At 40.2% G+C, this 13,322-nt stretch carries 11 protein-coding genes; 3 read left to right on the forward strand and 8 right to left on the reverse strand.

Features of this window, described 5'->3' with window-relative positions; all coding sequences use genetic code 11:
- Window positions 1-32 precede the first annotated feature (32 nt).
- The 4 genes from AC3WTB_RS17250 to AC3WTB_RS17265 all read right to left on the reverse strand — a co-directional run bounded on the left by AC3WTB_RS17250 (window position 33) and on the right by AC3WTB_RS17265 (window position 3,020).
- Window positions 33-1,073 carry an NAD(P)/FAD-dependent oxidoreductase gene (locus AC3WTB_RS17250; RefSeq protein WP_039177215.1) on the reverse strand — a complete coding sequence of 347 codons (1,041 nt, stop codon included), beginning with the start codon at window positions 1,071-1,073 and terminating at the stop codon, window positions 33-35.
- Between the two features lie 154 nt (window positions 1,074-1,227).
- Entirely contained in the window at window positions 1,228-1,857 is a 630-nt protein-coding gene (locus tag AC3WTB_RS17255) for a rhamnogalacturonan acetylesterase (protein ID WP_059377652.1), read from the reverse strand.
- Window positions 1,858-2,009: 152 nt separating this feature from the next.
- Window positions 2,010-2,474: a DUF6884 domain-containing protein gene (locus AC3WTB_RS17260; RefSeq protein WP_041087307.1), complete on the reverse strand. Its 465-nt coding sequence runs from the start codon at window positions 2,472-2,474 to the stop codon at window positions 2,010-2,012.
- The gene (locus AC3WTB_RS17265) at window positions 2,475-3,020 is read right to left on the reverse strand and encodes a VanZ family protein (RefSeq protein ID WP_059377654.1); all 546 of its coding nucleotides are present in this window, start codon (window positions 3,018-3,020) and stop codon (window positions 2,475-2,477) included. It lies immediately after the preceding gene.
- A gap of 176 nt (window positions 3,021-3,196) precedes the next feature.
- Here AC3WTB_RS17265 and AC3WTB_RS17270 point away from each other — a divergent pair, with 176 nt between their 5' ends.
- The 3 genes from AC3WTB_RS17270 (at window position 3,197) to AC3WTB_RS17280 (ending at window position 4,711) form a co-directional block, all read left to right on the forward strand.
- Window positions 3,197-3,775 carry a TetR/AcrR family transcriptional regulator gene (locus AC3WTB_RS17270; protein ID WP_039183028.1) on the forward strand — a complete coding sequence of 193 codons (579 nt, stop codon included), beginning with the start codon at window positions 3,197-3,199 and terminating at the stop codon, window positions 3,773-3,775.
- A gap of 275 nt (window positions 3,776-4,050) precedes the next feature.
- Window positions 4,051-4,395 (forward strand): DMT family transporter, encoded by a 345-nt coding sequence (locus AC3WTB_RS17275; protein WP_024425239.1) that lies wholly within the window; start codon window positions 4,051-4,053, stop codon window positions 4,393-4,395.
- A gap of 1 nt (window position 4,396) precedes the next feature.
- Window positions 4,397-4,711 (forward strand): DMT family transporter, encoded by a 315-nt coding sequence (locus AC3WTB_RS17280; RefSeq protein ID WP_003217878.1) that lies wholly within the window; start codon window positions 4,397-4,399, stop codon window positions 4,709-4,711.
- Between the two features lie 40 nt (window positions 4,712-4,751).
- Here AC3WTB_RS17280 and AC3WTB_RS17285 read toward each other — a convergent pair whose 3' ends face one another.
- The 4 genes from AC3WTB_RS17285 to AC3WTB_RS17300 all read right to left on the reverse strand — a co-directional run bounded on the left by AC3WTB_RS17285 (window position 4,752) and on the right by AC3WTB_RS17300 (window position 12,937).
- A complete protein-coding gene (locus AC3WTB_RS17285) occupies window positions 4,752-5,564 on the reverse strand; it encodes a leucine-rich repeat domain-containing protein (RefSeq protein WP_342503130.1) in 813 nt (270 codons plus the stop codon).
- Between the two features lie 286 nt (window positions 5,565-5,850).
- Complete coding sequence (locus AC3WTB_RS17290) at window positions 5,851-6,177, reverse strand: hypothetical protein (protein ID WP_342503129.1); 327 nt, start codon at window positions 6,175-6,177, stop codon at window positions 5,851-5,853.
- Window positions 6,170-6,772: a class D sortase gene (locus AC3WTB_RS17295; protein WP_058837499.1), complete on the reverse strand. Its 603-nt coding sequence runs from the start codon at window positions 6,770-6,772 to the stop codon at window positions 6,170-6,172. The genes AC3WTB_RS17290 and AC3WTB_RS17295 overlap by 8 nt, the downstream gene beginning before the upstream one ends.
- A gap of 21 nt (window positions 6,773-6,793) precedes the next feature.
- A complete protein-coding gene (locus AC3WTB_RS17300; RefSeq protein WP_492334011.1) occupies window positions 6,794-12,937 on the reverse strand; it encodes a SpaA isopeptide-forming pilin-related protein in 6,144 nt (2,047 codons plus the stop codon).
- Window positions 12,938-13,322 lie beyond the last annotated feature (385 nt).

Below are 13,322 nucleotides of genomic sequence, written 5' to 3' on the forward strand. Positions count from 1 at the left end.
TTTTAGCACTTCAATGTTTGACTGGATATTCATCAGCGAGCTCCAGCTGTTTGTAATTCTTTGTTTTTCTCCTTAAAGCGTTCATTATGAGAGGAAACGTATGCCACTTTTTCGGCTTCTGGTTCGATGTAAAGCTTTGCGCTATTCAGCGCATTGACTCCATCAACAAACGTACCAGCAATTAAGCGGACCTTGCTTTTATGTGTACACAAGTCGCCTACTGCGTAGACGCCCGGTAAATTGGTTTCCATTTTTTCATTGACCTCGATCAGTCCCCATTCACCTTGCTTGAGACCCCATTCTGATAGCACGCTTAAATCGCCTTTCATCCCGTGATTAACGATCACAGCATCTGTTTCGATTCGTTCTTTTTCACCTGTCTCTATGTTTTGAATGGTGACAGCATCAATTTTGTCACCTTGACCATGCAGTTCTGTCAGTTCATGCGGGGTTAAAATTCGTTTGCAAGTCGCCTTCATATTGGCGACGTTTTTCTCATGTCCGCCAAACATGTCACGGCGATGCACAACGGTGACACTTTCAGCAATTGGAGCAAGGGCATTGGCCCAGTCAACCGCTGAGTCGCCGCCTCCAGAAATCACAACCCGCTTCCCTGCAAATGTCTTGAGCTCCTGGACAGTGTAATAAAGGTTTGTCACTTCATAGCGGTCTGCATGCTCGATTTCAAGTTTCCGCTGAACTGGAATGCCGTGACCCATCGCTAATATGAGGGTCTTTGTCAAATGACGATCACCATTTTCAGCCGTCAGTAGGATATGATTATGTTCATCTCGCTCGAATGACGTGATTTTTTGATTCAGTGCAATCTCTGGTTCAAATGTTTTCGCCTGAGTTTCCAGCTGCTGTATCAGCTGTTCTCCTCTTGTTGGCGGCAAACCGCCGACATCCCAAATGACCTTTTCAGGATACAGAAGGATTTTCCCGCCAAGGCTTTCGTTGTACTCAAGTACCTTCGTCTTTAAGTCCCGCATCCCACTATAAAAGGCGGTGTACATGCCTGCTGGCCCGCCGCCAATAATGGTGACGTCAAACAATTCAAGCTGATCTGACATTTGAGTCCCTCCAGTTTTCCATCGAATGATCTATTTATCAGTGATATTGATTCTCATTATCATATGTATCTATTGTAGTCTACTCTAGTGAAGGGAATCAATAGCTTTCTGCAAAAAAAAGAACAGGACGAGCGCTCACTCGTCCTGTCATTCATCACACGATCGTTAAACCAAGGTCTTTTAATTCAAGAGAAACAAGTCTTGCAATCGCATCTGCGCCTTCTTTTGTAAAGTGCGTGCGATCCTCAATTCCTGTTGACAGCATAAAGTAAGAGGTCGTTTTCTCTATGCCGGAAATTTGATAAAACTGAAGACTTGCGGTATTTAAATCGACGAGAAGAACTTCTTCTTCATCGGCTAATTCTTTCATAGCGGCACAGTAATCAGGAAAATCGTTGATATATTCTCCGTCTTTTTCATGAAAACGGCCGACTGGAGTGAGTAAAAGTGGTGTTGCCCCTTTTGCCCTTGCTCCGTGAATATATTGAGACAGGTAGCTTTTATACGTCGTGAAAGGATCTGTATGGCGCTCGGGCTTCTCCTTGGAAGCATCATTGTGCCCCATTTGTGTGAAAAGCCAGTCTCCAGGCTGAATGTCAGCCAATATGTCATCAAGGCGTCCTTCTTCAATGAATGTTTTTGAGCTTCTTCCACCAATGGCACGATTGTCGACGTGAACGCCGTGCGCTGTATAGCGGTGTAAAAACTCTCCCCATCCTCCTTGAACAGGACGATCTGGATAAGATGAAACGGTCGAATCACCAGCTAAATAGATGGTTGTCATGTTCATACGCCTCCCTTTTTCATTGAGCCACTTCACCCGAGCGATACGGGCATCCTAGTGCCTGCTGAAAAGATATGAAACAATCAGCATCGCTATTTCAATTATTCTCTTTTTAATGATCAAAACCCTGCTTACCGATAGATGTGAATGTGTTAAATATGCGGCGGAAGTTCTATTTTTGATTCCACTGCTTGATGTAACGCCTGAAGCATATAGCCAATTCCTTTATATGGAGCCAGCGGGTAATTCGCTTTTTGATGAGGATGTAATAAAGGGTCGATCACTTTTCGATATTTCTTCCCACCTAGTACTACCAGTTCATCATATGCGAAAAGATTTTTTTGATGAAATTGCTGGCTCAGTTCTTCTCGTGTGATCTGCTTAGCATGCGGTATACCAAAAGCCACATCATAATTTTCATGTATGATATCATCTGCCTTTAAGAATCCGTGCTTCGCTGATAAGATCATCCAGTCTGAAAAGAACGTTTGAGCATAGCTTTTCGTACGCTGATGCAGGGGACTTAAATAAACAAGGTTCGCTGGCTGGCTCCCCGCCTCTGGATCGACGTCCCAAATTTTCTTCGCGCCACATGGAATGATACAAACTCGCTTCACTCAGGTTTTCTCCTTCCTTTTTCGATAGATCTGAAACACGATACAGCCTAGCGCTGTGCCAAGTGTATTTAAAAGAATATCATCAATATCGCTGCTTCTTGTAATGATACCAGATTGCGAGAACATCCATTGGAGCATTTCGATCATGGTTGACAGGAGAAAGCCGCCAAGAACCGCCTTTTGCCAGCGCATCGTTCGAAAGGCTTGATAAAGAAAAAAACCGAGTGGAACAAATAACAATATGTTCCCTGCTAAATTTAAAAAGACGAGATTTGGATAGCCGTGATGGTAGGCGTGAAGATTTTGATAAATGGACTGCAAAGGCATGAGATTCACACTCACCTGATCCCTTGGGGCGGAAAAACGATTTGGAAAGACCGTCAAATATAATAAAACATTCGTATAAATAAACAGGCAGGCAAGGACCAACTCTGTTCGTAAATAGATAAAACGATGTTGCTTTTTTGCCTGTCTGTATCTCATATGTAAATAGAGCGGGACGAGCAGGAGAAAATAAGCAATGGAAAACATAGCACTGGATGTCATACAGAAAGCTGCCCCTTTCTCACATGATGATGCTTGACCATATTTACAGCTTATTCAGGCTTGCCCGCATCTATTCATCACTTATTCTCACATTCAATGTAGAGAAAACCATATTGACAAATCGTCATTTTCTCGCTAGACTGAATGACATTCAGTCATTTAAGGTCGGTGATGATATGTCGAAACGAGAAAAGATTATGCTTGCTGCGATTGATGCGTTTAAAGAAAAAGGCATTGAAAAGACGACCATTTCGGATATTGTGAAAGCAGCAGGAGTAGCACAAGGAACGTTTTATTTATATTTTCCTTCAAAGCTTTCCGTCATGCCTGCGATCGCTGAACATCTGATCGCTCAGATGGTGCCTGCGATCGAAAAGGAATTCACTCAGCATGCAGATGTCCTCGATCAAGCAGATGCGCTTGTTGAATTCATTTTTGCTTTTACAAGGCAATACCGTGATGTCCTTGCCCTCACCTACTCAGGCTTAGCCGCCACCGAGCATTTAAAGGAATGGGAAGATATTTATGAGCCGATTTACAAATGGGTCGCTGCTTTTCTAGAAAAAGCAAAGCAGGACAAACGAGTCCGTGCGAATTTGAACTGTCATTACGCGGCGAAATTCATTATCGGTTTACTCGAATCGTCTGCTGAGCAAATGTACTTATTTACGGAAACAGATACAGAAGAGGTTCTGATTCAAAAGCGAGAGGTGAAGCAATTTCTTCTTTACGCACTTGGCATAGAGACACCTTAACTTAGTACAGCACTTGCTGTACGCAGCGTGTAGACAAACCCTCGCATTCGTTGTCAGTCCTGCGCGCTGGTGCTCACGAATGTCAAATTCGCTCCGCTCCTGTGCTCGTCCTTCCTAGACTGCAAAGGTTTTCTATCACGCAGAAAAGAAAACAAAGGGCTAAAATAAAGTTCATTTTAGCCCTTTGTCGACATTCTTAGTACAGCACTTGCTGTACGCTCTTTTTTGGCTTTAAAATGACGAATCGTCAGTTTTGAGTTTTAGGAGGAAATACAATGAAAAAAAGCTGGATGTATGTTGCACTCACTTGTTTATTCGAATTACTTTGGGTGTTTGGTTTAAATAGAGCAGATGCGTTGTGGGAGTGGGCCATCATTATCTGCCTGATCCCGGTTGATTTTTATTTTTTAATGAAGGCCTGCGAAAAGCTGCCGACAGGGACCGTGTACGCCGTGTTTGCCGGAGTTGGAACGATTGGGACATCTTTGATGGATTATGCGCTGTTTGGCGGTTCATTTTCATTAGAAAAGCTCTTATTTATGGGCATTTTAATTCTCGGAATTATTGGACTGAAAGTGTCTGATGGAGATGCACATGAGCAGAAAGGAGAAGCGGTATAACATGGGCTGGTTTTTTGTACTGTTAGCCTCTGCCTGCGAAATCGGCGGGACCATTGGCCTCAATATGTTTAGTAAGAAAAAGCAAATCACGACAGGCATTTTATTTGTCGGCGGGTTTGCGTTATCCTTTTTGTTTTTATACGCCTCGTTCTCGTCCGTTCAAGTATCCGTCGCTTATACGGTCTGGATCGGGCTTGGAACGGCGGGCTCTGTCTTGTTTAATATGATTCTATTTAAAGAGCCGAAAAACATGATTCGTATACTCAGCCTGCTGCTGATTGTGATTGGTGTGGTTGGGCTGAAGTTGTTTGCGTAATAGAAAAAGTAATGGAATTGATTTTCCATTGCTTTTTAAGTTAATTTATATACTTTTGTTGGTACGCTTTAAATTGTTTTTCGTATTTTTGCAACTTTGCCCCATCCACTTTTGAATTTAATTTCGGTTTTCGCTTTCCAATCACCATCACATCTTTATCTACAATAGGACTTGATAAAAAGATGTATGGTGCAAAACGATCACACTTCGTATTTGGGAGGGTTACGGATAATCTGGCATATTCTTCTGTCGGGAATTGGTTCGAGATTTCAAGTTCCTTGAGTCCCTCTAATTCCGATATTGGCTCTAAAGACTCGTCCTTCACTTTTATATTTGATAAGCACAGATATTTTAAATTCTTGAGGTATCTTAAAGGTTGAAGCGTATTTAAATTTAATGAATTCCAAACCCCGCCTGACAATTGCAGCAATTCTAAACCAGTGTTTTTTTGCAAAGGGGCTATGTCATTCAACTTTGAAAAGTCTGTTATGGATAAAGATTTTAAAAACGTGTTTTTTGATAAATCCCATAAACTTTGTGCCTTTGTATTCCATTCAAGTGCCAATACCTCAACATCTTTAAGAGAACTTATGATTGATAAATCTTCTACTCTCAGTTCATGCACAAAGAGCATTTTGGGATTAACTAAACTCAAGATCGTATTGAATTCCTTTTGGTCCACTTTGTAAATCCACAATTTCGTTAGGTTAGAAAAAGATTTCAATTTTTCAATGTTTATTGTTTTCCCTGTAATTAACAACTCAGTGGAATTTTCATCTACATCGGCTAAATCATGAACAACTTCTGGTCGTTTATCATGATGAAAAATATATTGGGGGTCTTCTTTTCGCATGCTTTTACCTCCACACCTATAATTAAGGAATATCCAAATAAATTTTATCAGTATTTTGGAGTCAACACATTATGATCTTTAGCATTTTCTAATATTTCTTATGAAACAGTCATTGGAGACTATCTGCTAGGCAGCGGACTTCTACCAATTGATATGCTAATTTTAGTAGATAATAAAGTTAGTAAAACGCCTATATATAAACAAATAAAAGAACTCTAATTCGTATACGAATTAGAGTCCTCATGATATGACTGATTTTATTTTTAAACCTTAAATTCTTTCTCGTTTAATGGGTGTTTTGCTGCTCAAGCAATAGATCCATTGCGTAAATCGATTCGCCTTTCTCATCCAACAGAAAGTACACAATCAAAGGCTCTCCAAAAGCTGCTGTCCGCTGCGTGAACAAAACACATGTGAATTTTTCAATACCAACTGGCAGCTTTCTTTTTAATAAAGGGTGAAGAATAGGTGAAGCCCGAATTGTATCTACATCAACATCCCAACGTTCGTTTTTTAAAGTTGGATATTGCTCTGATAACAATTGGTGTAACATATCGGTCGTGAGCGCTGCTTTTCCATCGCATCCATCATTTATTATGTTGGTGTTATACATCCGACAGCTGTTCACCCTTTGAAGCGTTGATTCGTATTCCTTTTAAGACAAAGCGTTTCTGACCATCAAGTGTACAAGTGATCAATGTCAGTTCATTTTTCCCGCGATCCTTTAATACATCCACATCCGTCGGTTCTATCGTAGCAGAGCTGACAATTTTATATTCGTATGTTTCAGCTTGATGATGTAAGACGACTTTTTCTCCTTTAGGTACCTCTGGCAGCTGCCGGAAAAGCCGGTCGCCTCTATACCCTCTATGGCCTGCAATCGTGAAATTTCCTTCACCTGGCATTTGATGAGATTTGATTTGAGTCAATGCAATGCCTAAATTTTCTTTTGTTGTAACAGGAAGCACTTTTTCGTTTAAATCAATTGACGGGATCTCTAACTCCATCACATCTCGCAGGTCTTCTTCTGACACAGTTAAATGTGGAATAGAAGAAAGGGCATCACTTTCATTTTCTTCAATCATCTTTAATGCCTGTTCCATTGCTGCTGTCTCTTGAGAAGTTCGCCACTCATATAGAAAAGGAACGGAGATGAGCATCAGCCCCGTGACCACCAAAAAGCTTCCTAATAAGGTTCTTTTTTTCATCAATACACTCGTTCCTTCCTCTTACTGAATGGTTCTTCTTCTAAGAACAAGAAGAACAGTTCCAGAAGCTACTAGTAAAATCCCTGCATACATCAAGTAACGCAGCCATTCTTCTCCAGTCTTTGGCAGCTCTCCGTTTGAGTCATGAGGCGGATGTTGATCCCCTTTATCTGAAGCTGGAGGATTCGTGTGGTCCTCTTCATTCTTCACTGGTGCATTTTTCACAATCATTGTCTTGATCTCCACTTCGCCCATTTGAATTGTAAAAGCGAGCGGTTTCTTTAAAGCTACATAACCATCTGGTGCTTTTGTCTCTGTGAGTAGATACTCTCCAGGTTTAAGCCCTTTGACAATGGCTTCTCCGTCTTTTCCTGTTGTCACAGATTTTATGGTTTTCCCAGCTTTTGTACGAATGTCAAAGGCTGCCCCTTTTAAGGTTCTATCTGTCTGCTGGTCTACCTTTATGATACGCAGACTTCCTAAGATCAAGTGATTCTTCGCTGTTAATTGAAGCGGCTTCTGCTGATTTTTCTCAATTGTGAACAGGATCGGCTTATTATCCAATTCATAACCATGAGGTGCTTTCGTTTCAACGAATTGATATTCTCCCGGTTTTAGATCGTTGATGTGAAGCTTTCCTTTTTGGTCCGTTACAAGTGATTTCTTCAACGTTTTTCCTTCTTTACTCAGAAGAGCAAACTCTGCATTTTCCAGCGGATGTCCCTCATCATCGATTTTGGTCAGTTCCACTGCTCCCGGCGTCAGTTTGTTGATCATTTCTACTTTTGCTGGTTTGTCTTGACCTAAACGAATCGTAAATGAGACAGGTGTCTGATCCAATTCATAGCCGGCAATGCTTGCTGTTTCGACAAATCGATAGGTTCCTGGCTTCAGTTGATCGACTGTCAGTTGACCGTTTTTGTCTGTCTTTAAGTCTTTCTGAATACGCTGATCATGCTCATCCATCAGATCGAAGGTCACCCCAGCGAGCAACTGACCATCCTCTCCTTTTTTCTGAAGCTTCACAGCACTTGTCGTCCGAATATTTTCTTTTGTCACTTTCACCAGTTGATTTGGGTTGAAATCAATTTTAAATTCTACTGGTTCTGCATCTAGTTTATGTCCAAACGGAGCCTTCGTTTCAACCAATTGGTAAGCGCCTGGTTTCAAATCGTTGACAGTGATGATGCCTTTCTCGTTTGTTGTTAAACCTGACATCATTTCTTTGCCATCGTCATTGAAAAGTGTAAATTCTGCGCCTTTCAATCTTTCTTTTTCTTCCCCTATTTTTGTGAGTTCTACAGAACCTTTCTTGAGCTGATTGATTGCCTCCACTTGAATCAATTCTTTTTGACCTAATTCAACTTCAAAGACAAGTGGTTTCGTACTCAATTCATAGCCTTCAAGACTCTTTCTTTCAACAAATTGATAGGTTCCAGGTTTTAGCCCTGTGAAGGTGATCTTTCCATCCTGATTGGTTGTAATTCCTTCTCCTCCTGCCACTATCTTTCCTTTATCATCAGATAGATCAAAGACAACCCCTTCTAATGATTTCCCATCTTCGCCTTTTTTGTGGAGCAGCACTCCGCCTGTTTTGCGGCTATTTTCTTTTGTCACACTGACCAGCTTCTCAGGGTTAAATGGAATAGCAAAAGTGACAGGTGTTTCGTCAAGCTCGTGACCGAATGGCGCCTTCGTTTCAACAAACTGATAGGTTCCAGGCTTCAGATCGTTGACGATGATCTTCCCGTTCTGATCAGTGACAAGACCTGTTTTCATCTCTTTTCCATTTGCATCTATAAGCTTGAATTCTGCTCCTTCAAGCACATCATCCTTTTCACCGAGCTTCGTGAGCTGGACAGATCCAGTTTTGAGATCATTGATCACTTTGATTTCTGCCGGTGTTTTTTGTGCGATTTCGATGGTAAAAGGATAAGATTTATTTTTCTTTTGGTAACCATCAATACTCTCTGTCTCCACGAGCTGATATTTGCCCGGTTTGAGATTGTCGACCAAAATCTTCCCATCTTCATCTGTTGTCAAATCTTTACGTACGACTTTGTCATTTTGATCCAAGACTTCAAATTGAACACCTTGAAGCTTCTTGCCATCTTCCCCTTCTTTTTTCACTTCTAATGCACTTGTTTCATAGAAGTTCTTTTGCGAAATGACGACTGGTTCCTTTGGATCAAGTGGTACTTCAAATTTGATTGGCGTTTCATCTAATACATAACCATCGGGTGCTTTTGTTTCAATGAGCTGATACGTGCCCGGCCTTAGTTCGTTTATCGTGATCTTGCCATTTTCTCCTGTGACAAGCGAACCTTTTAGCTCATGCCCATCTTGATCTAAAAGCTTGAACTGTGCACCTTCTAGTCGCTCTCCGCCTTCACCTATTTTGCTCAATTCTGCTGAGCCTTTGATGATGTCATTTACTGCAGTTACAATTGTTGTTTCTGTTTGATTTTCTTTAATGGTGAACGGCCATTTTTGCTGATTTAATTGATAGCCTTTCGGTGCATTTGTCTCAACAAAATAATAGGAACCTGGCTCAAGATGTTTGAAAAGGATTTCTCCTTTTTCATCCGTTTTCAAATCGGTTTGGACGGTATCTCCAGATTCATTTTTCAGTTCAAATTCTGCATTCTCTAATGCTGCACCCGTCTCTTTGTCTTTTTTCGTTAACTTGACATGCTGGCGGATTTCTTGGTTTTGCACCGTCATGCTATTTCCTGTTTTCGCTTGATCTCCAGATTCGTAAGGCTGATCAATCGTTATATGGATCGGATCCTTGGTTTTAATATAACCATCAGGTGCTTTCTCTTCTGTCACGATATAATCACCATACAGAAGACGATCAAATCGAAGAGATCCTTCTTCATCTGTTGTCTTTGTACCAATGACGATGCCGCTCGCAGCATCTGTCAGAGAGAAGCTTGCTCCTTTTAGTGCTTTTCCAGTACTCGCATCTACCTTTTTAACGGTTAAAGCACCAATCGCTCCTGTGCCGTCCCCCATGCCAGCGGTGCGTTTGACCACAATTGAGGCTTCGGATTCCTTTTTAATTTCTTTTACATTTTCACCTCTAAACGTTACTTCGTTTTGAAGTGTACTTCCCACCTTATCTAAAATGAGAGATTGGTATTCTAAAATATATGGTCTCGTGATTTCTTCTTTAAATTTGATTTGAAAAGAATCTGGGTCGAATTCAAGGTCTAGTTCGTAATCCTTCCCTTTTTCCAGCTCTTCTGCTTTTGTCACTTGCCCCTTTTCATCTATTGTCGTCGAATAGAGATGAAATGAGTTTTCAATTATGGCTTGGTTACTGCTTGGATGGTCTATAATCGTCGCATCTTGGACTGTTGATTGACCAAAATTGATATTCACTTTCCAATCAATAACTTTCCCTTGTTGATTTCCTGATTTGCTCGTGTATTTCCCTCCATTTGGAATGGACACCACAGCATTCACATCTGATTCTTTTGTCTGTCCATCATAAAGGGTCGCTTTATTTTCGTAGGTTTTCTGTACTAAATCCATTCCTTCAACACTTGTTTGATACGTGATTTTGTATGGGGAATCAATGGCTTTTTTGAAAATGACTTCGAAGCCTGTTTCTCCCTTTTCATTTTCAAGGAATTTGATGTCATAATGTTCTTTCGCTAATACCTCTTTTTCTTCTGCTCCATTTTCCCCGCCTTGTAAATCAAGCGAATAGACGGTGATTGAATCTTTAAGCAAACGCTGATTTCCTTGAATGAAATCCTCGATTCTCGCCTCTTCTAGATGTTTCAAATTATAGTTCACACCGATATTCCATGTGATCTCTTTTTTCTTTGCATCATAAGTTCCGTTCTTAAAACCATTAGACTGCGTGTATGTGTCAGGCGTGAAGACAGATTGATTTTCCTTCGTCAAATCCTTGCCATCTTCATTTACCCATTCAAGCTTTACATGATTACGCAGATTCTTTTGGTCTTTATCTGCTCTTTTTTCATAATCAAAAGACGTTGTATATGTGACGATATGTTCTGTCTTAATCTCTTTCGTAAATTGAATATCAAATCCATTTTCATGTTCAATTATTAGGTAATCTGTGCCTTCTTCAAGCACTGAATTGCCTGTCGTCACTTTTAAACTATCTTTTTGCAACGTCAATCCTTCGTTTGTAAACGTATCTTTTAATATTAGATTGTTCATCGTTTGTTGATCTTTGTTGAAGGTGATACGCCATGGAATAGTCTTGGTCTTGTAATTTGGTGTTCCATGATTTTTCGTTAGGATTTGCTGGTCAATTCTTTGCTTCCCTTGTTTGCTCTCTTTGCCAGCTGTTACCGTATTGATGATCTCTTCAGCTTCAAAAACCCGCTCGGTTGCTTTTGTTTGATAGGTGATGAGATAAGCTGATTGAATATCTTGATTGAATTGCAAGGTAAACCCGTTTTGTTCATCCTTTTTTTGAGGTTGAACTACATAATTTTCAAACGCTTTTGTCCCTGCTTCGTTGCCATTTTGATCAATTGTGACTTCTTTGACTTGAAATGAATCAGAAATCAGCGCCTGTGTGCCATTAAAGTAGTCTTCTAACAAAGCATCCTTTTGAGCCAGCTTTTTTTCGTTATAGTTATATCGAATTTCCCAAGTAATCGTTTGTGTGACTGGATCGTAGTGAGCGGCTTTTTTATTTAAAGGACTGCCTCTTGTCACATTCACTGTGCCTTCTGCTGAACTGATCACTTTATCACCGGAAACTAGGGACGCTTTATTACGAAATGCAGACTGATCTTGATTTGTAATGTCCGTTTCATACATTAAACGGTAAGCTAGATGCACGTCATCTTTAAATTCAATCGTGAAATCTTGACCATCTGCTGTTTGGCCGATTGTGTAGTGGTTTTCGTCAAGCAGCTGACCAATCGATGTTTCCCCATTTAGCTTTGTATCGATACGATAAAGCTTGATTGAATCTTTTTTCAATGCCTGACCTTCTTGAATCGGATCTAATAGCTTCGCTTGTTTCACATCGTCTAAGTCCATATTAAAATCTACTGTCCATTGAATGGTTTCAGCATTGTAAGATCGATTTGGTTTTCCCTTTTTAGAGACGTTTGGACCATTTGGAATGTATTGAATCGGAATGGATACCGTATCCTTGCCTTCAATCGGGGTAATGATGACTTCTTTTTCTTCCGTGATGACTGTTTGTTGATCTAATTGCGTCCAAACTTGAAGTGTTCCATGGATATTTGAATATTGTTTAATAAAATCGGTGAACTCGATGGAGGCATTTCCGCTCTCATCTACAGAGAAATAACCAACGGTTGCCTGATTAAATTTCATCTCGAGACGATCGATTTTTTCGTAAATCACTAATTCCTCTGGAACCTTGAAATGGAATTCATCCCCGCCATTATAGCTATGCCCATTCGGGATGGCCCACTCATAGTTAATGGAAATCAGCGAGTTGATATCAGGTTTCTCAACTGAATTTCCTTCCGGATCTTCATATATTAATTTCGCATCAGTGAGGAGATTTTCTTGTATCAGCGTTTGTTTTGTAACACTTTGCAGCCCTGCACGCTTAGACACGCTCACTTTGTTTTTTAGTAATTCATCTTCTTCGTTTTGTTTCGTTTGAGCGGCTTCTTGATTGTTAGAAGCTTTATCTTTCTCAGATGAGGTTGAGTCATCTTTTGGAAGGCTTTCTTCACCCTCATTTTGCTTTGTTTTCTCTTCTTGCTGAGTTATACTGGTGACATCGATGTCAATTGATCCTTCTAAATTTGGATCGATCTCAACATCTTCTTTAAATTTTACCGTCACTTCATTTTGTTTTGAAACGGTATACTCGCCAACAGGTATGTCACCTACAGTAATGGGTTCCTTCTGCTCCTTCTCTACCTGGATGGCTGAAGGAAGAGTGAGAACATACGGATATTGTTTTTTTAGATCAATTCCTTTTATTGACCAATGCACAGTGGCCTTTCTTACTTGCTGATCTTCCATGCTTGATAACTTATTGCCTTCGCTATCAGCAAACTCAATATCCCCATAAATATTTTCTTGAATTTCTTTTGCTTGTGCCCCTGCTAAAGGCAAGACTCCTAATATACTAGACTGTATGACTAGCACTGTAATGAGTGCCAGTGACAATATTCTTTTCAATACATCCACCCTTTTCTAAAATTAATTTTCAGCAATGATAAAAAAATCAGTTGTATACTGTCCGATCAATCACTCCGCTTCTGATCAAATATTTTCTAAAAAATTGCACCTTACGACCCTATGAATAAAATGAGTTGATCAATCATGATAGTGGATTCAATAACTGGATTGGGGTCCATAGAAATGGGGAATAGTGAGAGGGATCATGAAAGAATAAATATGAATTTTTCTATTGATACTTGAATGAACAATAAACGATGTGTACATGCATATATAAGCATGTATTCACATATAGTTCGTTCATATGAAACAAGCATGTATCATATTGTATGTATGGTTAGACAGTTCAGCATCATATAGACCGCATTCCTTTCTACTCCCTTTC

Source organism: Bacillus sp. EB106-04-04-XG123 (assembly GCF_058791855.1).

Bases quoted from the DNA above. Each gene is read 5' to 3' on its own strand.
- AC3WTB_RS17290 (WP_342503129.1), bottom strand. From the start codon at position 6,177: ATGTATAACACCAACATAATAAATGATGGATGCGATGGAAAAGCAGCG.
- AC3WTB_RS17250 (WP_039177215.1), bottom strand. From the start codon at position 1,073: ATGTCAGATCAGCTTGAATTGTTTGACGTCACCATTATTGGCGGCGGG.
- AC3WTB_RS17295 (WP_058837499.1), bottom strand. From the start codon at position 6,772: ATGAAAAAAAGAACCTTATTAGGAAGCTTTTTGGTGGTCACGGGGCTG.
- AC3WTB_RS17265 (WP_059377654.1), bottom strand. From the start codon at position 3,020: ATGACATCCAGTGCTATGTTTTCCATTGCTTATTTTCTCCTGCTCGTC.
- AC3WTB_RS17285 (WP_342503130.1), bottom strand. From the start codon at position 5,564: ATGCGAAAAGAAGACCCCCAATATATTTTTCATCATGATAAACGACCA.
- AC3WTB_RS17255 (WP_059377652.1), bottom strand. From the start codon at position 1,857: ATGACAACCATCTATTTAGCTGGTGATTCGACCGTTTCATCTTATCCA.
- AC3WTB_RS17275 (WP_024425239.1), top strand. From the start codon at position 4,051: ATGAAAAAAAGCTGGATGTATGTTGCACTCACTTGTTTATTCGAATTA.
- AC3WTB_RS17270 (WP_039183028.1), top strand. From the start codon at position 3,197: ATGTCGAAACGAGAAAAGATTATGCTTGCTGCGATTGATGCGTTTAAA.
- AC3WTB_RS17280 (WP_003217878.1), top strand. From the start codon at position 4,397: ATGGGCTGGTTTTTTGTACTGTTAGCCTCTGCCTGCGAAATCGGCGGG.